Source organism: Pseudoflavonifractor sp. HCP28S3_F10, from assembly GCF_052065415.1.
Taxonomy (GTDB): Bacteria; Bacillota; Clostridia; order Oscillospirales; family Oscillospiraceae; genus Pseudoflavonifractor_A.
The window spans coordinates 18157-36696 of the sequence record NZ_JBQHUB010000012.1 but is presented as its reverse complement, the minus strand read 5'-3'; the positions used below and the strand labels follow the sequence as shown (position 1 = coordinate 36696).

General features: G+C 61.8%; 18 protein-coding genes and 2 tRNA genes. 11 read left to right on the top strand and 9 right to left on the bottom strand.

Annotated features, from left to right (window positions below; translation table 11 throughout):
* Positions 1 to 3 precede the first annotated feature (3 nt).
* The 9 genes from ACTNBZ_RS07045 to ACTNBZ_RS07005 all read left to right on the top strand — a co-directional run bounded on the left by ACTNBZ_RS07045 (position 4) and on the right by ACTNBZ_RS07005 (position 7415).
* Positions 4 to 261, top strand: a complete 258-nt coding sequence (locus ACTNBZ_RS07045; RefSeq protein ID WP_441208962.1) for an HPr family phosphocarrier protein — start codon at positions 4 to 6, stop codon at positions 259 to 261.
* 54 nt (positions 262 to 315) lie between these two features.
* Positions 316 to 1089, top strand: a complete 774-nt coding sequence (locus ACTNBZ_RS07040; protein WP_441208961.1) for a class I fructose-bisphosphate aldolase — start codon at positions 316 to 318, stop codon at positions 1087 to 1089.
* 28 nt (positions 1090 to 1117) lie between these two features.
* On the top strand, positions 1118 to 2170 hold the full coding sequence (locus tag ACTNBZ_RS07035; protein WP_441208960.1) for a zinc-dependent alcohol dehydrogenase: 1053 nt from the start codon (positions 1118 to 1120) through the stop codon (positions 2168 to 2170).
* Between the two features lie 40 nt (positions 2171 to 2210).
* The gene (locus ACTNBZ_RS07030; RefSeq protein WP_441208959.1) at positions 2211 to 2624 is read left to right on the top strand and encodes a PTS sugar transporter subunit IIA; all 414 of its coding nucleotides are present in this window, start codon (positions 2211 to 2213) and stop codon (positions 2622 to 2624) included.
* Positions 2621 to 3094: a PTS system mannose/fructose/N-acetylgalactosamine-transporter subunit IIB gene (locus ACTNBZ_RS07025; protein ID WP_441208958.1), complete on the top strand. Its 474-nt coding sequence runs from the start codon at positions 2621 to 2623 to the stop codon at positions 3092 to 3094. Before ACTNBZ_RS07030 ends, ACTNBZ_RS07025 begins: the two co-directional genes overlap by 4 nt.
* 161 nt (positions 3095 to 3255) lie before the next feature.
* On the top strand, positions 3256 to 4017 hold the full coding sequence (locus tag ACTNBZ_RS07020) for a PTS mannose/fructose/sorbose/N-acetylgalactosamine transporter subunit IIC (RefSeq protein WP_441208957.1): 762 nt from the start codon (positions 3256 to 3258) through the stop codon (positions 4015 to 4017).
* The gene (locus tag ACTNBZ_RS07015) at positions 4007 to 4846 is read left to right on the top strand and encodes a PTS system mannose/fructose/sorbose family transporter subunit IID (RefSeq protein WP_441208956.1); all 840 of its coding nucleotides are present in this window, start codon (positions 4007 to 4009) and stop codon (positions 4844 to 4846) included. The genes ACTNBZ_RS07020 and ACTNBZ_RS07015 overlap by 11 nt, the downstream gene beginning before the upstream one ends.
* 248 nt (positions 4847 to 5094) lie before the next feature.
* Positions 5095 to 6741 (top strand): phosphoenolpyruvate--protein phosphotransferase, encoded by a 1647-nt coding sequence (gene ptsP, locus ACTNBZ_RS07010; RefSeq protein WP_441208955.1) that lies wholly within the window; start codon positions 5095 to 5097, stop codon positions 6739 to 6741.
* Positions 6742 to 6911: 170 nt separating this feature from the next.
* The gene (locus ACTNBZ_RS07005) at positions 6912 to 7415 is read left to right on the top strand and encodes a GreA/GreB family elongation factor (RefSeq protein ID WP_441208954.1); all 504 of its coding nucleotides are present in this window, start codon (positions 6912 to 6914) and stop codon (positions 7413 to 7415) included.
* A 47-nt stretch (positions 7416 to 7462) separates the two neighbouring features.
* Here ACTNBZ_RS07005 and ACTNBZ_RS07000 read toward each other — a convergent pair whose 3' ends face one another.
* The 9 genes from ACTNBZ_RS07000 to ACTNBZ_RS06960 form a co-directional block, all read right to left on the bottom strand.
* A complete protein-coding gene (locus tag ACTNBZ_RS07000; protein ID WP_441208953.1) occupies positions 7463 to 7903 on the bottom strand; it encodes a helix-turn-helix domain-containing protein in 441 nt (146 codons plus the stop codon).
* A gap of 156 nt (positions 7904 to 8059) precedes the next feature.
* A tRNA-Gly gene (locus ACTNBZ_RS06995) sits at positions 8060 to 8135 on the bottom strand.
* A gap of 209 nt (positions 8136 to 8344) precedes the next feature.
* A tRNA-Gly gene (locus tag ACTNBZ_RS06990) sits at positions 8345 to 8420 on the bottom strand.
* 121 nt (positions 8421 to 8541) lie between these two features.
* Positions 8542 to 9639 (bottom strand): hypothetical protein, encoded by a 1098-nt coding sequence (locus ACTNBZ_RS06985; protein WP_441208952.1) that lies wholly within the window; start codon positions 9637 to 9639, stop codon positions 8542 to 8544.
* Positions 9640 to 9675: 36 nt separating this feature from the next.
* Positions 9676 to 10266 carry a lactate utilization protein gene (locus tag ACTNBZ_RS06980; RefSeq protein ID WP_441208951.1) on the bottom strand — a complete coding sequence of 197 codons (591 nt, stop codon included), beginning with the start codon at positions 10264 to 10266 and terminating at the stop codon, positions 9676 to 9678.
* A 16-nt stretch (positions 10267 to 10282) separates the two neighbouring features.
* Positions 10283 to 11152, bottom strand: coding sequence for a YitT family protein (locus tag ACTNBZ_RS06975; RefSeq protein WP_441208950.1), 870 nt, complete (start codon positions 11150 to 11152; stop codon positions 10283 to 10285).
* A 144-nt stretch (positions 11153 to 11296) separates the two neighbouring features.
* Positions 11297 to 13540 carry a DNA gyrase subunit A gene (locus tag ACTNBZ_RS06970; RefSeq protein WP_441208949.1) on the bottom strand — a complete coding sequence of 748 codons (2244 nt, stop codon included), beginning with the start codon at positions 13538 to 13540 and terminating at the stop codon, positions 11297 to 11299.
* 42 nt (positions 13541 to 13582) lie between these two features.
* Positions 13583 to 15133 carry a stalk domain-containing protein gene (locus ACTNBZ_RS06965; RefSeq protein WP_441208948.1) on the bottom strand — a complete coding sequence of 517 codons (1551 nt, stop codon included), beginning with the start codon at positions 15131 to 15133 and terminating at the stop codon, positions 13583 to 13585.
* Between the two features lie 28 nt (positions 15134 to 15161).
* Positions 15162 to 17150, bottom strand: a complete 1989-nt coding sequence (locus ACTNBZ_RS06960) for a DNA gyrase/topoisomerase IV subunit B (RefSeq protein ID WP_441208947.1) — start codon at positions 17148 to 17150, stop codon at positions 15162 to 15164.
* A gap of 691 nt (positions 17151 to 17841) precedes the next feature.
* Between ACTNBZ_RS06960 and ACTNBZ_RS06955 the strand changes: the two genes are divergently transcribed.
* Positions 17842 to 18141 carry a DUF2508 family protein gene (locus ACTNBZ_RS06955; protein ID WP_441208946.1) on the top strand — a complete coding sequence of 100 codons (300 nt, stop codon included), beginning with the start codon at positions 17842 to 17844 and terminating at the stop codon, positions 18139 to 18141.
* Between the two features lie 62 nt (positions 18142 to 18203).
* Positions 18204 to 18473, top strand: a complete 270-nt coding sequence (locus ACTNBZ_RS06950) for a pro-sigmaK processing inhibitor BofA family protein (protein ID WP_441208945.1) — start codon at positions 18204 to 18206, stop codon at positions 18471 to 18473.
* The last annotated feature ends 67 nt before the right edge of the window (positions 18474 to 18540 follow it).

The following is an 18540-nucleotide window of genomic DNA, read 5'->3' as shown; positions in this document are numbered from 1 at the left end:
GATGTGAAAGAAATTACCTATACGGTGAAAAGCGAGCTGGGGATGCACGCACGCCCCGCCGGGATGTTCGCCAAGCTGACCAAGCAGTGTCACTCCATCATCGAGATTTCAAAGGGAGAGAAAAAGGCCAGTGCCAACCGCATCCTGGCCGTTATGGGAATGGGGATCAAAACAGGAGACACCATTACCATCACGGCGGAGGGCGAGGATGAGCAGGAGGTCTCCCAGCAGATCCGGCAGATCTGCGAGGAAAATCTGTAACGAAATTTTGGAGGCCCCCCTCTAAGCGGATATTGTTTTTTAGGAGGAAAAATCATGAGAAGACTGGGACGTATTTTTCGGGCGGACGGGAAGACCGTGATCGCGGCCATGGATCACGGCATGGGCCTGAACGTGAATCCTGCCCTGGATAAGACCGGCGAGATCCTGGAGGCCATCGTGGCCGGCGGCGCCGACGCCGTACTGACCACCTTTGGTATTGCCAATCAATATCAGGACATCCTGAAGAATGTGGGCCTGATCCTGCGGTGCGACGGCGGCTATTCCGCCATCCCCAGCAGCGCCAACGGCTATCCCCGGATGCTCTTCTCGGTGGAGGACGCCCTCCGCGTAGGCGCCGACGCGGTGGCCTGCAACGGTTTCCCCGGCACGCCCACAGAGCAGGACTGCATGAAGAACGTGGCCGATCTGGCCGCCCAGGGCAGGGCCTGGGGCATGCCCGTCATGGCCGAGATGCTGCCCGGCGGCTTTGGCAGTGACGTGCCCAAGACGGTGGAGAACGTCCGCCTGGCAGCCCGCACCGGCTGCGAGTACGGCGCCAGCATCATCAAGACTACCTTTGCAGGTACCCCTGAGGAGTTCCGTCAGGTCATCGACGCCTCTTATCAGCCCGTGGTGGTGCTGGGCGGCGAAAAGACGAGCCAGCTCTCCGACCTGTTCGTCTGCATCGAGCAGGCCATGTCCGCGGGGGCCAGCGGCGTGGCCATCGGCCGCAATATCTGGAAGCACCCTGATCCCGAGGCCGTGACCCGCGCCCTGGTGGACCTGGTCCACAACGGCAAGAAGGCTTCCGACATCCAGGGCCTGTAAGGAACCGTTTTCAGAGGAGGTTTTCCACATGATTCCCGAAAAAATGAAAGCCATCATTATCACCGAGCCCCGCAAGGCCGAGGTGAGGGAGATCACCACCCCCACGCCTGCCGCGGGCGAGGTGCTGGTGCGTATTGAGAAGTGTCTCATCTGCACCTGGGAGCAGCGGATCTTTGCCGGCGGAGACGTGGCGCTGCCCTTTGTCCCCGGCCATGAGGTCTCGGGCACCGTGGCCGCCATCGGGGCGGACACCATCACCGACCTGAAAGTGGGTCAGCGGGTAGTGGTCAAGACATATGACAGCTGCGGACAGTGCGAGCAGTGCTACCGGGGCCACGACAACGAGTGTACCGGCAAGTCCAAGGGCCGCACCTTCGACGGCATCCCCGGCACCGGCGGCTTTGCCCAGTATCTGGCCATTGCCTCCAACCGGGTATACGCCCTTCCCGACGAGAACGCCGATCTGGCCACCGCCGCCTTTGCCGAGCCTCTGGCCTGCTGCCTGGGCAGTCTGGACCAGGCCGAGGTGGAGTTCGGCGAGGACGTGGTCATCGTGGGCGGCGGCATCATGGGCCAGCTCCACAATGTGCTGTGCAAGAAGCGGGGCGCCCGCACCATCCTGGTGGAGCCCGACGAGGCCCGCCGGAACAAGGCCAGGGAGATGGGCGCCGACGTGGTGATCGACCCCATGAGCTGCGATCCCATTGAGACCATCAAATCGCTGACCGGCGGCCGGGGCGCCCATGTGTGCTTCTACACGGTCAATGTCCTCTCGCTGGCCCAGGATTATCTGGAGTGCCTGGCCAAGCGGGGACGTATGGTCTACTATGGCTCCTTCCATCCCAGCGGACCCATCCAGATCGACCCCAACAAGATCCACTACAGCGAGAAGCGCATCACAGGCTCCTACAGCCCCACCGCCAAGAACTTCTGGACCGCTTCCCGGCTGCTGGGCTATCACCTCATCGAGGTGGCACCCTTCATCACGGAGCGCTATGACCTGAGCGAGTGCCAGAAGGCCTTCGAGCGGGCCGCCAGCCCCGAGACCTACCGTGTGCTCATCGATCTGAGCGGAGACTGAACGCCGTGGGCAACGCCCAGAGGAAAGGAACGGAAACACTGTGATCAATCTGATTCTGATTAGCCATGGAGCCTTTGCCGCCGGTATGCGGGAGGCCGCCGAAATGATCCTGGGCGCCCAGGAAAAGCTGGCTGTGTTCGGCCTGTACCCCGGCGATACGGTGGATACCTTCGCCGAAAAGCTGGAGCAGGCCATCGACGAGTTCGGAGAAGCGGACAACACCCTGATCCTGGCCGACCTGTCCAGCGGGACCCCCTCCAATACCGCGATGCTGATGGTGATGAAGCGGGGCGTGCACGCCCTGTCCGGTTATAATCTTCCGGCGCTGCTGGAGATCCTTACCCTCCGGGAGGAGATGAACGTGCAGGAGCTCATCTCCGCGGGGATCGAGGCAGGCCGGGAGGGCTTCATCAGTGCGGACGACGTGATCAAAGAAAGGAGCGCATCGGAATGAGTGTAGTATTCTACCGCATCGACGACCGACTGATCCACGGCCAGGTGATGACCGGCTGGTCCAAGGTGTACAAGGCCAACCGCATCTTCGTTGTGGACGATAAGGTGGCTAAGGACGCCTTTATGTGCCAGGTCATGAAGATGGCGGTCCCCAAGGGCTGCGATGTCTCCATCCTCACGGTGGAGCAGGCTGTGGATGCCATCAAAAATGATCCCCCCGAGATGCGTACCATCGTACTTGCCAAGACGCCTGACGTCATGGAGAAGCTGCTCAACAGCGGCGTGGAGATGAAGGAGCTGAACCTGGGCGGCATGGGCTATGTGGCCGGCCGTAAGATGATCCTGCGCAATATCCAGGTCTCCCCGGAGGAGCTGGAGCAGCTCAAGGCCATTGCCGCCAGGGGTATCCGGGTATTCTGCCAGATCGTGCCCGACGGCAAGTGCATCGAGATCGACAAGGTGAAGCTGTAAGAAGACGGCCCAAGGCCGGCAGGAGAGAGCCGGCCGCAGAGCGCACTCCTCATCCCGGGCATGTATCCCCGCTCCTGCCGGGAGCTGGCGAAGGGCAGGCGCCCGACGCTTTTATATACATTCCAATGGTCGATGAGACAAATAAGAGGAGGTAAATCATTATGAGTTGGATCCAAGCACTACTCGTCGGTATCCTGTACTACCTGTCCGACGCGCCGTGGTTCTTCGGCGAGGGCTACTACGTACTGCAGCGTCCCGTGGTGGCCGGCTTCCTGACCGGCCTGGTCATGGGACGGCCCGTTGAGGGCGCGGTCATCGGCGCGACTATTAACCTCATCTACCTGGGCCATCTGAATGTGGGCGGCTCCATGCCCTCCGACATGGCCATCGCCGGTTACATCGGCACCGCCTTGGCGCTGGCGACCAACGTGAGCACCGAGGTGGCCCTGGCCATCGCCGTGCCTCTGGGCCTGTTCGGCACCATCTGGTGGGTCGGCAAGATGACCATTGACTCCTTCTTTGTCCACTGGGCTGACAGCTTCGCCGCCAAGGGCGACGAGAAGGGCGTCATGCTCATGAACTGGCTGCCCAGCGCGGTCATGATGCTGGTATTCAAAGTGATCGTGGCTCTGGTCATCCTGATGGCCGGCGTGCCTCTGATGGAGACCTTCCTGGCGGCCGTTGAGGGCACGAATGTCATCAACGCCTTCTCTGTGGTAGGCGGTCTGCTGCCCGCCCTGGGCATTGGCCTCAACCTGCGCGCCATCCTCAAGATGGACACGCTGCCCTTCCTGCTGATCGGCTTCCTGCTGGTGGCCTATTTCAACCTGAGCATCGTCGGCGTGGCCCTGTTCGGCCTGGCTTTTGCCGCTGTGTACCTCATTTACAACAACAAGGAGGAGGATGTCGGCTATGACGGATAACACTGTGAACACGGAGAAAAAGATCAAGCTCACCAAGAAGGACGTCTCCCATTCCTACTGGCTGTGGCAGTTCTTCTCCCATGCCAACTACAACTACGAGCGTATGCAGGGCGGCGCCTTCGCCCACTGCATGGCTCCCGCTCTGGCAAAGCTCTATCCCAAGAAGGAAGACAAGATCGCGGCTCTTCAGCGCCATCTGGTCTTCTTCAATACCAACCCCAACTTCGGCACTCTGATCCATGGCGCGGTCCTGGCCATGGAGGAGGAGAAGGCCAACGGTGCTGAGATCAGCGATGACGCCATCAACTCGGTCAAGACCGGCCTGATGGGCCCCATGGCGGGCATCGGCGACGCGCTGGACCAGGGCGTGATCATCCCCCTGATCGTGGCTTTGGGCATCAGCCTGGCTGCCGCGGGCAACGTCTTCGGCTCCCTGCTCGTGCTGTTCGGCCTTCCGCTGGTCCTGATCCTGATCGCCCGCTATTTCTGGATGAAGGGCTATCAGTTGGGCAGCAACGCGGTCACCGCTGTGCTGGCCGGCGGCAAAATGAAGCGCCTGATCAGCGCGGCCGGTATCCTGGGCTGCACTGTCATGGGCGGCCTCATCTCCTCCTACGTGTCCTTCAGCCTGAAGATCAACTTTAACATCGGCGACTCCGCGTTTGATCTTCAGTCCTCCATCTTTGACGCGATCATGCCCAATCTGCTGCCCCTGGCGGTTACGCTGGGCGTCTTTGCCCTGCTGAGCAAGAAAAAGTTCTCCTCGCTGCAGATCATGCTCGGCATTGTCGTGATCGGCTTTGTTGGCGGCCTGATCGGTATTTTCTAAGCACCCGAACGGATCCGTGCCGGGCGGCGTTCCGCGCCGCCCGGTCCTTTTTATACTGGTTTTCGATAAAACAGCTGGACCGTTTTATCGGGCCGCAAGATGCGGTCCGGCGGCAAAGTCGCTGAAAACATCGTCAATACTTTTTTGTGCCGCCTTTGGCAGCACGGTGCTTGACACCGTCATAAAAACATTTAAAAATGGTTTTATGAAAGAAGAGTATTACCACCGCGAATTTGGAGCGTGATAGTATGACAACACTCAACGGTCAGGGAGTGAGCCGGGGCACTGCTTTGGGAAAAGTGGCCTTTTACCGCCGGTCCGGCCAGGAGATCGAGCCCTCCGCCATCTCGGATGTTCCGGCGGAGCTGGAGCGGTTTGAGAAAGTCTGCGGCCAGGCTGCGGAGGAGCTGGAGCAGCTCTATGCGGAGACGCTGTCCACCCTGGGGGAGGAGAATGCCCTTCTCTTTCAGATCCATGAGATGATGCTGGAGGATCCGGATTTTACTGACGCCGTCCGGGCACGCATCGAGGGAGAATGTCTCTGCGCCGAGTATGCCGTGGACGCCGCCGCCAAGGAGGCGGCCGCCGCATTTGCCGCCATGGATGACGAGTACATGCAGGCCCGCTCCGCCGATGTACTGGACGTGGGCCGCCGGCTGGTCCGCATCCTGACCCATACCGACGAGGAGGCTCTCTTCGGCAGCGAGCCTGTGGTGGTGGCGGCCGATGACCTGGCCCCCAGTGAGACGGCGCGGCTGGACCGGAGCAAGGTGCTGGCCTTCCTTACATCAGGCGGATCGGCCAACTCCCACACTGCCATCTTTGCCCGCACCATGGGCATACCGGCGGTGGTGGGGCTGGGAGAAGCACTGGGCCCGGAGCTGGACGGCCGTGAGGCGGCAGTGGACGGCGAGCGCGGACTGGTGGCGTTGGACCCGGACGAGGCCGTCCGAATGGAATTTGCCGCCCTGAAGGCGGACGAGGATGCCGGTCGGGCGCGGACCGGGCGCTACCGGGGCAAGGCCAGCGTCACCCGGGACGGCCGGCGGGTGGAACTGTGCGCCAACGTGGGCGGGCCCCAGGATGTGGCCCTTGCCCTGGAGGGAGACGCCGAGGGCATCGGACTTTTCCGCAGTGAGTTCCTCTATCTTCAGAGCCGGGATTACCCCGATGAAGAGACGCAATTTGCGGCCTACCGGGATGTGCTGGAGCGGATGGAGGGGAAACGGGTGGTCATCCGTACCCTGGATATCGGCGCAGACAAACAGGCGGACTACTTCCGGCTCCCCCGGGAGGAGAATCCCGCCATGGGTATGCGGGCCATCCGTATCTGCCTCACCCGGCCGGAGGTGTTCCGCACCCAGCTGCGGGCTTTATACCGGGCGTCGGCATACGGCAGGCTGGCCATCATGTTCCCCATGATCACCCATGTGTCCGAGGTGCGGCAGATCAAAACCATCGCCGAAGAGGTCCGGCAGGAACTGAAGGAAGAAGGCGTCCCCTTTGACGGGGACGTGGAGCTGGGCATCATGATCGAGACTCCCGCCGCCGCCCTCCTCAGCGGGGACCTGGCCCGGGAGGTGGACTTCTTCAGTGTGGGGACCAACGACCTGACCCAGTATACCCTGGCCCTGGACCGGCAGAACAGCAGTGTGGCGCAGTTTGACGACCCCGCCCATGAGGCAGTGCTCAAGCTCATTGCCATGGCGGCGGAGAATGCACACCGGGCGGGCATCTGGATCGGCATCTGCGGAGAACTGGGCGCCGACCCGGCCCTGACCGGGACCTTCCTCCGGATGGGGATCGACGAGCTCTCCATGAGCCCCGCCGCCATCCTCCCCACCCGGGAGCGGGTGTGCGGACTGGAGCTGGGAGAGGCAGCGGAACAGAAATAAGAAAAGAGGTCCGCTTCCCACAGGAAGCGGACCTCTTTTTGACCCGGCGGGGCAATCGTGCTATAATCAAAGAAGTTCAAAAGGAGCAAATGCTCCTTAGAAGGCGCGTGATACGCGCCGTGCCCCGGAACGATGAATAGCGCCCGGCCGGGCGAAAAGGAGATACCGACATGCACAACGAACTGACCCAAAAGGACCTGCAGCTCATGCGGGAGGAGCTGGACTACCGCCGCATCCAGCTGCGCCCCCAGCTGCTGGAGGCAGTGAAGGAGGCCCGGGCCTTCGGCGACCTGAGCGAGAATTTTGAATACAAGGCGGCCAAGCAGGAAAAAAACAAGAACGAGAGCCGCATCCGCTACCTGGAGAACATGATCCGCACGGCGGTGGTCATCTCGGACCAGGCGGCGGAGGACGCGGTGGGGCTCTACGACCGGGTCACCGTGTATGTGGAGGAGGACGATGAGACCGAGACCTATCAGATCGTCACCACCATGCGGCAGGACGCCCTTCACGGGCTCATCAGCCGGGAGTCCCCGGTGGGGAAGGCGGTGCTGGGAAAGAAGGTGGGCGACCGGGTCCACATCCAGGTGGATGCGGATTACGGCTACGATGTGGTCATCCGGGCCATCGAAAAGGCAAAGGACGACGGCTCCATTCCCCTGAACAAGTTTTAAACAGGAAAAGGCCCCGCTCACGCGAGCGGGGTCTTTTTGACGGCGCGTCACTTTTTCTGCATGGCCTTGCGGATGAGTTCCTGGCCCTCGGGGGAGCGAAGGGTGTCCAGAACCGTTTTGCGCAGCAGCTCCTGTACGGCTTTGCTGGCCAGCAGAGAGTCCAGCATGGCCCCCTGCTGAGGCTCGGCGGAGGGCTTGGGGCGCTTGGGCTTGGGCGCGGGGATGGGTACATACTCGCCGTCGTCGGCGGGTACGGCGTCCATCCAGTCCTCCTGGCGGGTGCGGTCGCTGCTCTCGCCCCGGAGATAGAAGAGGGAGACGCCGAAGTGAGCGGCGATCTTCTCCTGCTGTTCCTTGGTGGGGGTGGCCCGGCCGGTCTCAAATTTTTCAATGGCGCCCTTGGGGAAGCCCAGGGACAGGGAGAGGGCGGGACGGCTCAGATTGGCCTCGGTACGGAGGGATTCGATGCGCTGTGCCAGTGTTACCATGGAAAAAACCTCCTTGAAGTTTGGCGGGCGCGGGCCCGGCATAGCAAAAAACCGCCCCTGGGGCGGCAAAACGGCGGGTCCGGTCTGAAAACGGGAAAAAGCCCGCCCGCAAAAGGAAAAGCCCTGAGGCTTTTTACCTCAGGGCCTATTCCGAGCTGGAGCAGGTGACGAGGCTCGAACTCGCTACCTCCACCTTGGCAAGGTGGCGCTCTACCAGATGAGCTACACCTGCAAGCAACATAGATATTATATGAAAAAAGGAACCGCTTGTCAAGAGGAAAATACGGCGATACGGTACCTGCGTCCCTCTGCTGGATCCGCTTTCGGGTCCGCGCCCGGGCCGGATCGAAGCCCGGCGCAGCGGGTCCGGTTTGGAAGCAATAAAACCCCGTTTGCAAAAGGAAAAGCCCTGAGGTTTTTACCTCAGGGCTTATTCCGAACTGGAGCAGGTGACGAGGCTCGAACTCGCTACCTCCACCTTGGCAAGGTGGCGCTCTACCAGATGAGCTACACCTGCAAGCGACGAATGATATTATAGCGGCAGAAGGACGAGATGTCAAGAGGGATTTTACGAATTATGCAAAAAACGCGGAGAGGCGTGGGAGCGCCTCCCCGCGTACTGTGCCGGATGTGTACGGTCAGCCGGCTTCTTTGCCACTGTCCGAACAGACGGGGATCTCATCCCGGTCCCAGACATATCCCATGGCCTCGGCGTCACTGTCGGTCAGAAGAAATCCGTCGGCGGCGGAGGCATCCACGTGCCGGTGCTGGCCGGAGGGAAGGGCGCAGACATTCCAGAAATGGGCGCGGCCGTCCCGGAATCCCCGGACCACCGTGCTGTCCAGCCCGGCGGTCTGACAGAGCAGCTGGAAGGCCAGGGCTACGCCCTCGCTGTCGGCCCGGTTCTCCAGTAGCGCGGCGTAGGCAGTGGGACCCTCACCGGCGGGGGCGGGGCTGACCCGCTGGCGGAGCAGGTCAAAGATCTCCTGGAGGGCTTCAGGGCCGGCCTGGCCCAAGAGGGAGGCAGAGAGCTGGTCGGCCTGCTGGAGAAGCAGCTGGCTCATACGGCGCAGCTCCTCCGCCGGGGCAGGGTAGGTAAGCAGGATCTCCACGATACGCTCCCGTCCCCGGTCGGGGTAGAGGGAGATGGTGTACTCCGGCATGCCCAGGGCGGCAGCGGGCGTGTCATAGTAGGCCTGTCGGATCAGGGCGGAGATATAGTCCTCATCCTCGGTAAAATAGGATACCTGGAGCACGGCCTCCGGCGCAAAGCGGGTCAGCTTTTCCTGCAGGACCCGGCGGACGGCGCTGCTGCCGGTGACCGTCTTGATGCTCTGGATCTGTTCCAGGGTGCGGCGGTAGGTGATATGGATATTGGCCTCGTAATACTGCACCACACGGGTGCAGTCATGCTCGATGAAATCCACGGCGTAGGCACCGACAGGGGCGTCCCGGGCCACCTCCAGGCAGGCGCTGTTCAGGTCTGCCTCCACGTCCCTGGGGTAGTTGGTCAGGCGGATGGCGCCGTGCTCCACCCCCTGATTGACGAAGTAGAGCACGTCGTTGACCAGATCCTGATAGGTCTCGGCCTTGAGCACGTTGGAGTTGTCGGCGGCCGCCGGGTGCTCGGGGTGGGCGGTGACCACCATGTAGCTGCGTTCCAGCATGGAAGAGCAGCCGCTGAGCAGCACAGTGCCCGCCAGCAGCAGAGATGTAAGCTTTCCCTTTCCGGGCATGGGCGGCCCTCCTTTCTGAAGGGGGTGTACAGGGGCCTACAGGCCCAGATCCTCGCCTACGATAACGACCTCGGCATATGGGATGCCATTGGGACGACGCCACAGCACGGTAAGGCCGCGGCAGATCCGCTCGGGACTGTCGCAGTCGTAGCAGCGGTCGGCGTTGACGGCGCAGGGGGTCTTTCGGTTGAGCCGTTTGGCGTTTTTGGGGGCGGCGATGTTGCGGGAGCGCCACAGGGCCTGGTCGTAATCGGGGGCGATCTTGTTGACGCCGATGACCAGATAGAGCTCTTTATGGCCATACAGGGTGGCGGCCACCCGGTTGCCGGTGCCGTCGATGTTGATGAGCTCGCCGGTCTCGGCCGCGCCGTTGACCGAGCAGAGGTAGACCTCCGCGCCGGCGGCCTGGTCCAATGTGCCGCCGCTCCAGTGGGAATAGAAGGTATTATGGCCGGAGAGCCGCTCCATCAGGCCCAGCTCTTGGATGGTCACGGAACCGCCCATGCCGATGGTGCGGCCGTCCAGCTTGCCGTCCAGGTAGTCGGCGGCCTCCCGGGCGCTGTCGAAATACACCGTATGGAAGCCGTTCTTTTCCAGATTTTTACGCAGCTTGTTAATGTCTGCCATGGCGCTTCCTCCTTAATTAAAGGTCGTTTTGCTTATACTCCCGGAACCCGTCGCCCAGGACCTCATGGGCCTCGCATACGATGAGAAAGGCGGCGGGGTCGATCTCCTTCACCATGCGCTTGAGTGGCACGATCTGCCGCTGTTTGAAGGCGCACAGCAGCACACGCTTGGCCTCTCCCGACCAGGCTCCCTCGCCGTGGAGCACCGTGACGCCCCGGTCCAGCTCCTGAAAGATGGCGTGGGAGATCTCGTCCGGCCTGGAGCTGATGATATAGGCCACTTTGGCGTTGTCCAGGCCGTAGAGCACGCTGTCCATGACGATGGTGGAGATATACAGTGCCACCAGGCCGTAGAGAGCGCTGGACAGGTCGTGGAAGGCGGCGGCCACCGCCACAATGACCACCAGGTCAATGACCAGAAGCAGCTTGCCCATGGGCAGCCAGGCCAGCTTGAGCTTGAGGAGCCGGGCGATCAGGTCGGTACCGCCGGTGGTGGCCCCCTGAAGAAAGACAATGCCCAGAGAGACCCCCATGAGCACGCCGCCGAAGATGCAGGCCAGCAGAGGGTCCATCGGCGGGAACGTATAAAGAGCGGCGGTCAGGTCGATAAAAATGGAGGATACCGCCATGGCGAAGAGCGAGGTCACCAGCAGGCGGCCGCCGATAAATTTCCACCCCAGCAGAAAGAGGGGGATGTTGAGCAGGATGACCACCACGCCGATGGGGGCCCAAGGGAGAAAATGATTGATGATCTGGCCCACGCCGGTGATACCGCCAAAGCCGATCTGGTTGGGCTCATAGCACCAGCAGAAGCCCAGGGCATAGATGACCGAGGCCAGAGTGATCCACAGATAGGGGAGGGCTTTTTCTTTTAAAAGACGGCTCATACAAACCTCACATCACAAATCATATGGGGTACAGGCGTTTTCTCTATTGTAAGCCACGCCTTGCCTCCGTGTCAACCGAGGGGGCCGGGTGGGGCGGGGCGGAAAAGCCCCGGAACGGACCGCAGGCCGCTCCGGGGCACTGGTTTACAACAGGCTCATCTGCTCCTCACCCCGGTCCTCCTCCTTCAGGAGCATGCCGGCCACGGGCAGGCTGCGGGCACGGTAGCGGGCCGCGTTGACAATGGAGGTCTCAGACAGGGGGAGCACCTTCTCCAGACGGTACCTGGGCTTGAGAGTCATCACGCCCACGCCCTGGGTGGAGCGGGTGGTCTTGGGGGAGAGGGCGGCGGTGTGGAACACCACGCACCGTCCCTCGGTGGAGATGGCGGCCAGCTCCAGATCCTCCCGGATGTGGAGAGCGGCGGCCAGGGGGGACTTGTCGCTGTAGGCGCCGGTGAGGCGCTTGCGGCGGGTCTGGGTCTGGTAGGCCGAGAGCTCCACCCGGGCGGCCTTGCCGTTTTCAAAGAAGAAGAGCAGGTGGCCGCTGTAGTCGCTGGTGACGCAGGCCCACACGGCGTTCTCCCCCGGGTCCATGCCCAGGCGGGTGGGGAGATACTCGCCCAGCACGCTGGCCTTGGTGTCCCCAAAGTCGCTGAGCCGGGTCTTGTAGCACTGCTGGCGGTCGGTAAAGACCAGCAGCTCGTCCCGGTTGGAGGACTCCCACTGGAGGAAGGGACCGTCCCCTTCCTTATATTTCTGCTCGCCGCTCATGCGCAGGGACTGGGGGGTGATCTTCTTCAAGTATCCCTCCCGGGAGAGGAATACATGCACCGGATAGTCGGGGATATCCTCCTCCGGGTCGGCCGCGGCGGCGGCCTGGAACTCGTAGACGATCTCAGTCCGGCGGGGGACGGCGTACTTTTTCTTCACGCCCTGGAGCTCGGTAGTGATGACCTTCTTGATCCGGGCGGGGCTGGAGACCAGGTCCCGCAGGTCGGCGATCTCCTCCTCCAGGGAGGCGGTCTCCTCCACCCGCTTGAGGATGTACTCCTTATTGATGTTGCGCAGCTTGATGTCGGCCACGTACTCGGCCTGGGTCTGGTCGATGCCGAAGCCGATCATCAGGTTGGGGATGACCTCGGCGTCCTCCTCGGTCTCCCGGATGATTTTGATGGCCCGGTCGATGTCCAGCAGGATCTTTTTCAGGCCCTTGAGGAGATGGAGCTTCTCCTCCTTCTTCTTCATCACATAATAAGTGCGGCGGCGGACGCCGTCCATACGCCAGGCGGTCCACTCCTCCAGAATCTCGCCCACCCCCATCACCCGGGGCATGCCGCCGATCAGGATGTTGAAGTTGCAGGAATAGGCGTCCTGCAGGGGGGTGGAGCGGAAGAGACGGGCCATCAGCTTGTCCGGATCGGCCCCCCGCTTCAGGTCGATGGTGAGCTTGAGGCCGTTCAGGTCGGTCTCATCCCGCATGTCGGCGATCTCCTTGACTTTGCCGGCCTTGACCAGCTCGGCCACCTTGTCCATCACGGCCTCCACCGTGGTGGAATAGGGGATCTCATAGATCTCAATAAGGTTTTCCGGCTTGAGGTAGCGCCACTTGGCCCGCACCTGCACCGAGCCCCGGCCGGTGGAGTAGATCTGCCGGAGGGCGGTCTCGTCGTAGAGAAGCTGCCCGCCGGTGGGGAAGTCGGGGGCCTTCAAAATGGGCAGCAGGTCCACGCCGGGGTTTTTCAGGTAGGCCACGGCGGCGTCGCACACCTCGGCCAGGTTGAAGCCGCACAGGTTGGAGGCCATGCCCACCGCGATGCCCTGGTTGGCGCTGACCAGGATGTTGGGGAAGGTGGTGGGCAGCAGGGCGGGCTCCTTCATGGAGCCGTCGTAGTTGTCCACAAAATCCACCGCATCCTGGTCGATGTCCCGGAAGAGCTCGGCGCAGATGGGGTCCAGCCGGGCCTCGGTGTACCGGCTGGCGGCCCAGGCCATGTCACGGGAGTAGACCTTGCCGAAGTTGCCCTTGGAGTCCACCAGGGGGTGGAGCAGGGCGCCGTAGCCCCGGGAGAGGCGGACCATGGTGTCGTAGATGGCCGCATCGCCGTGGGGGTTGAGCTTCATGGTCTGGCCCACGATGTTGGCGCTCTTGGTGCGAGCGCCCCCCAGCAGCTTCATCTGGTACATGGTGTACAGGAGCTTGCGGTGGGAGGGCTTGAAGCCGTCGATCTCCGGGATGGCCCGGGAGACGATGACGCTCATGGCGTAGGGCATGTAGTTGAGCTCCAGCGTCTCGGTAATGGGCTGCTCCAGCACCTCGGCCCGCAGGCCCATGACGTTGGGGTTGTTTACTTTTTTCGCCCCGGTGTCCGGGGCCTTCTTTTTGGGCATTGGGATCAGTCCTTGTCCTGTGAGTTATATGATATACCGATATTACGGATTGAGATCGCCGGGCAGGCCGATGACGCCGGCAGTAAACAGGCTGTCATCCAGAAGAGGGGCCATGGCGGGATCGGCCAGCATGGTCTGGTAGAGCTGCCCGCGCTCGGTGCTCCATACGTCAGAGGTACTCAGACCTGCCCAGCGGCAGTAGCCGGCCAGATAGTCCTCATAGGCATCCTTCCAGGAGGAGTAGGTCCTGTCCAGCTTTTTTGCGGCGGGCTCCACCAGTTCCAGCGCCTCGGGGTAGGTCACATACCCGGCCAGATAGCCCCACTGGGCCAGGTGGCTCACCCGGAACAGGTCCCAGGCGTCGTTCCCCTCCGCCAGGGCGGCGGCGGCAGCCATCAGGGATTCCCGGCCGGTGATCCCCCAGTCCTCGGACAGGATCCGGCGGCCGAAGTCGGGGCCGGTGGACTCCAGCCGGTTGGAGATGGCGCCGCCCACGGGACCGGCGCCGAACCGGGTCTTGCCGCCGAAGAGGTGGGCCTCCCCGGGGTTATTCTCATAGTTGAGCAGCGCGCCCATGGCCAGGGCCCAGTCCTCCAGGTTGGAATCCCCGGCAGCGGACTTGTCCTCGGTAATGACCACGTGCTGCTGCGCCTTATTCCACTCCACCTTCTGACCGAAGAACTCGGCAATGTAGCGGATGGGGATATAGGTGCGGTTATTTTCGGCATAGGGGGCCACGTCCATCTGGAAGGGCGCGCCGTTGCGCAGGGCGGCGGTGGAATCCAGGGTCATGACGAAGGCGTCCGCCGCGCGCCGGACCGTGATCTGCCGGGCCTGGGCGTCGTATTCCACCGTGGCGCCCATCAGCCCGGCCAGGCGGCGGAGGGGGACCATGGTGCGCCAGTTCCGGGTCTGGGCGGTGGTGGTGTCCAGATAGTCGGCGCTGATACGGACCGGGCGGGGGTGGACCAGGTCGCCGTCCAGGGTGACGAAGAGAAGGGATCTGGCATACGCCAGACGGTCGGCGGGGACGGTCTTCACCAGTTCGCAGTCATAGATGGCGTCCGGCGTGAACTGTTCATAGGGAAGCAGGTATTCAATGGCCCCCGCGTACCAGCGCAGGCCGCCCTCCAGCCCGGCGGTGATGTCCCGGGCGGCCAGGGACATCCTGGCATTCCACAGATAGCACAGATACCTGGCCTCCTCCTGGTCTCCGGCGTAGGAGGCGGCAAATTCAAAGTTGCTGGAGCCGCTGAAGGACTTCCCCTGCGCCGCGGCGTTGAGGGCCAGCTTTACGTCGATGAGGCCCAGCTCGAACCGCACGCCGGGATCTTTGGATTTTGCCAGCTCCTGGTAGCGGTTGTAGATCAGCGCGTCGGAGTTGCGGGTGATCTCCGTATGGCCTGCCGCCGCGTACTCCTGAAGGGAGAGGATCTTTTCCCGTGTCTCCCCGGTGTAAGCGGTGCTGTTTTCAAACACGGCATACTCCTCCGCGGGACACCAGCTGGGATGGGTGAGTGCGGCGGCCAGGGCAGGGACAGCAAGGAAAAAGAGCAGCGCAGACACAAGCAGAGTACATGTGAGTTTTTTCATGATAAGTCCTCCTTTGCCGCGCGGCGGTTTACGAGATATCCGCCAGGTCAAGATATTTATAACCATCTTCCGCAATATGGTCCTTGCGGCCCTGAAGGTTGTCCCCCAGCAGCAGGTCAAAGACCTGGGCGGTACGCTCCACGTCCTCGGGCATGACCTTGATAAGACGGCGGGTGTCGGGGCTCATGGTGGTCAGCCACATCATCTCCGGGTCGTTCTCGCCCAGACCCTTGGAGCGGTTGATGGTGCATTTTTTGCCCGAGAGCTCCCCGTTTACGATGTCATTCTTCTCCTTGTCGGAGTAGGCGAACCAGGTCTTTTCCTTATACGTGATCTCATAGAGGGGAGACTCGGCGATGTAGACGTATCCCCGCTGGATCAGGGTGGGCACCAGGCGGTAGAGCATGGTGAGGATAAGGGTGCGGATCTGGAAGCCATCCACATCGGCGTCGGTGCAGATGACAATCTTGTTCCAGCGCAGGTTCATCAGATCAAAGGCGGACACGTCCTTGGCGTGCTTGTCCTGCACCTCGCACCCGCAGCCCAGGACCTTGAGCAGGTCGGTGATGATCTCGCTCTTGAAGATGCGGGCGTAGTCGGCCTTGAGGCAGTTGAGGATCTTGCCCCGGACGGGCATGATGCCCTGGAACTCCGCGTCCCGGCTGAGCTTGACGCTGCCCAAGGCCGAGTCGCCCTCCACGATGTAGAGCTCCCGGCGCTCGGTGTCCCTGGTGCGGCAGTCCACGAATTTCTGCACCCGGTTGGCAATGTCCACGCTGCCTGAGAGCTTCTTTTTGATGTTGAGCCGGGCCTTTTCGGCGCTCTCCCGGGAGCGCTTGTTGATAAGGACCTGCTCGGCGATCTTTTCGGCGTCCAGGGGATTCTCAATGAAATAGACCTCCAGCTGGGCCTTGAGGAACTCGGCCATGGCGTCCTGGACGAATTTGTTGTTGATGGCCTTCTTGGTCTGGTTCTCGTAGCTGGTCTGGGTGGAGAAATTGTTGCTCACCAGCACCAGACAGTCCTCGATATCGGCCCAGGTTACCTTGCTCTCGTTCTTCTGGTACTTGCCCTGCTGGCGGAGCCAGGCGTCCACGCCCGAGACGAAGGCGCTCTTCACCGCCTTCTCCGGTGAGCCGCCGTGCTCCAGCCAGGAGGAGTTGTGGTAATGCTCGATGACCTGCACCGTGTTGGAAAAGCAGAAGGAGACGCTGAGCTTGACCTTGTACTCCGGCTTGTCGGCCCGGTCCCGGCCGCGGCGCTCAGTCTGCCAGAACACCGGCTGGGTCAGGGCATTCTCCCCGGAGAGCTCCTTTACGTAATCGATGATGCCGTTTTCATATTTGAATTCGGTGGTCTCGAACTTCCCGCCCAGCTGGTTGCGGAAGCGGAAGGTGATGCCCGCGTTGACCACGGCCTGCCGCTTCATCACGTCCAGATAGTATTCCACCGGGATGTTGATGTCGGTAAAGACCTCCAGATCGGGTTTCCAGCGGAAGCAGGAGCCGGTCTTTTTCCGGTCGGTGGGCTCTTTCTTCAGACCGCCGATGTTCTGGCCCTTTTCAAAATGGAGGGTGTATTTGAAGCCGTCCCGGTGGATTACCGCGTCAAAGTACTCGCTGGCGTACTGGGTGGCACAGGAGCCCAGACCGTTGAGACCCAGGGAGTACTCGTAGTTGTCGCCGGAGCCGTTGTCATACTTGCCGCCGGCATAGAGCTCGCAGAATACCAGCTCCCAGTTGAACTTCTGCTCCCGCTCGTTCCAGTCCACCGGGCACCCCCGGCCGAAGTCCTCCACCTCGATGGAGCAGTCGGCGTAGCGGGTGACGGTGATGAGACTGCCGTGGCCCTCCCGGGCCTCGTCAATGGCGTTGGACAGAATCTCAAAGACGGCGTGCTCGCAGCCGTCCAGTCCGTCGGAGCCGAAAATAACACCGGGCCGCTTGCGTACCCGGTCGGCGCCCTTCAGGGCGGAAATAGATTCGTTGCCATAGGTCTTCGCGCTGGTCTTTGCCATGGGCCTCTCCTCACTGTTTCCAAATCAATAGCGGATAATTTTACATATTATCATAATGCGTACTGAACAAAGCTGTAAGCCTTGAAGGCCAAGACTTGCAAGGCCAATCAGCTTTGTTCGGGTGCAAGGTTTTTGGGCGAGACCGCCCAAAAACCTTGCACGTCCCGGTGAAGCGCTGCGGCGCTTCATCGGAAATACGCATTGTAACAATGCCTGAATTCGATCAAAAGGGCCGAGAATGGCCCTTTTGATCGAATTGTGCGGCTGCTGCCGCACGAATAAACCGCAAAGCGGTTTATTCAGCAGACATTATCATACCCATTTTCGGGGGGAGTGTCAAGAAAAGGAGCAGGCACGAGGGGTAAAACGCAACGAGGACCGCCGCGCCCTCCCGGGTACGGCGGTCCTCCACGGCAGCCTTGCCGCGCCCGGAAGATTTCCCGGATGCGGCCAGAGCCGTTGAACGGGACAGGCCACGGCTCCTTTCGCCTTTCGCCAGAGGGCGCGCGCGCCCGGCACCGGCTTAAAAGGAGATGTGTGTGGAAGGCATGCTCCTCACTGCCTGTCCGGGAGTAGTATAACCGGTGCGGCCAAGTCCCATGTACGGAAAAGAATGGTATAAAAAGGTGCATATCGGGCTAAACTGGACATACACTGGAAGGGAAAGGCACTGAGGAAAGGAGCGGGAACCATGACAAAAGCCGAGAGACGCCGGCAGAGGACCCGATTGGAGGAGGAGCGGCAGACCTTGACGTCGGAACTGGCCCGGACCCGGACCCGGATCGCCCAGGCCTATTCCGGCTTTAACAGCGCCCGGGATCCGGATCTGGTGGAATCCTTTATCTATGAGATCAATTCCCTTCAGGCGCGGTATACTTATTTGCTGCGGCAGATAAAAAAGCTGGAGGAACAGCGGGAAGAGGCGCCGGAGCGGTCGGGACGGTGGCTGCCGCTTCCGGGAATGGGCCGTCCGCTGTCCGCCTACCGATGAAAAAAGAGCCAGGGGACTGACAGACCGCCCCTGCCTGACAGGGGCAGGGGGAGGAGATAACCATGGAATGGCTGATCCGGAATCTGCCCCTGGTAACAGCCGGCCTCATCCTGCTCATCGCGCTGCTGGCCATGCGCAGGACTGTGCGGTGGTGCCTCCGGCTGGCCGCACGGACCGGCGTGGGGCTGGCGGTGCTGGCTCTGCTGAGCCAATGGGGCGGCGTCCTGGGGATCCGGCTGGGTGTGAATCTGATCAACGCGCTGGTACTGGGACTGCTGGGGGCGCCGGGCTTCGGACTGTTGCTGATGATGAACTGGGTGCTGGCAGCGTAAGAACGCCCGCCGCCGGAACAAGGGGTAAACAAAGAGCGGACCGCCGCATGCGGTCCGCTCTTTTCGC

Bases quoted from the DNA above. Each gene is read 5' to 3' on its own strand.
- ACTNBZ_RS07035 (WP_441208960.1), top strand. From the start codon at position 1,118: ATGATTCCCGAAAAAATGAAAGCCATCATTATCACCGAGCCCCGCAAG.
- ACTNBZ_RS07015 (WP_441208956.1), top strand. From the start codon at position 4,007: ATGACGGATAACACTGTGAACACGGAGAAAAAGATCAAGCTCACCAAG.
- ACTNBZ_RS06970 (WP_441208949.1), bottom strand. From the start codon at position 13,540: ATGCCCAAAAAGAAGGCCCCGGACACCGGGGCGAAAAAAGTAAACAAC.
- ACTNBZ_RS07005 (WP_441208954.1), top strand. From the start codon at position 6,912: ATGCACAACGAACTGACCCAAAAGGACCTGCAGCTCATGCGGGAGGAG.
- ACTNBZ_RS06985 (WP_441208952.1), bottom strand. From the start codon at position 9,639: ATGCCCGGAAAGGGAAAGCTTACATCTCTGCTGCTGGCGGGCACTGTG.
- ACTNBZ_RS07020 (WP_441208957.1), top strand. From the start codon at position 3,256: ATGAGTTGGATCCAAGCACTACTCGTCGGTATCCTGTACTACCTGTCC.
- ACTNBZ_RS06960 (WP_441208947.1), bottom strand. From the start codon at position 17,150: ATGGCAAAGACCAGCGCGAAGACCTATGGCAACGAATCTATTTCCGCC.
- ACTNBZ_RS06975 (WP_441208950.1), bottom strand. From the start codon at position 11,152: ATGAGCCGTCTTTTAAAAGAAAAAGCCCTCCCCTATCTGTGGATCACT.
- ACTNBZ_RS06950 (WP_441208945.1), top strand. From the start codon at position 18,204: ATGGAATGGCTGATCCGGAATCTGCCCCTGGTAACAGCCGGCCTCATC.
- ACTNBZ_RS06980 (WP_441208951.1), bottom strand. From the start codon at position 10,266: ATGGCAGACATTAACAAGCTGCGTAAAAATCTGGAAAAGAACGGCTTC.
- ACTNBZ_RS06965 (WP_441208948.1), bottom strand. From the start codon at position 15,133: ATGAAAAAACTCACATGTACTCTGCTTGTGTCTGCGCTGCTCTTTTTC.
- ACTNBZ_RS07025 (WP_441208958.1), top strand. From the start codon at position 2,621: ATGAGTGTAGTATTCTACCGCATCGACGACCGACTGATCCACGGCCAG.
- ptsP (WP_441208955.1), top strand. From the start codon at position 5,095: ATGACAACACTCAACGGTCAGGGAGTGAGCCGGGGCACTGCTTTGGGA.
- ACTNBZ_RS07040 (WP_441208961.1), top strand. From the start codon at position 316: ATGAGAAGACTGGGACGTATTTTTCGGGCGGACGGGAAGACCGTGATC.
- ACTNBZ_RS06955 (WP_441208946.1), top strand. From the start codon at position 17,842: ATGACAAAAGCCGAGAGACGCCGGCAGAGGACCCGATTGGAGGAGGAG.
- ACTNBZ_RS07000 (WP_441208953.1), bottom strand. From the start codon at position 7,903: ATGGTAACACTGGCACAGCGCATCGAATCCCTCCGTACCGAGGCCAAT.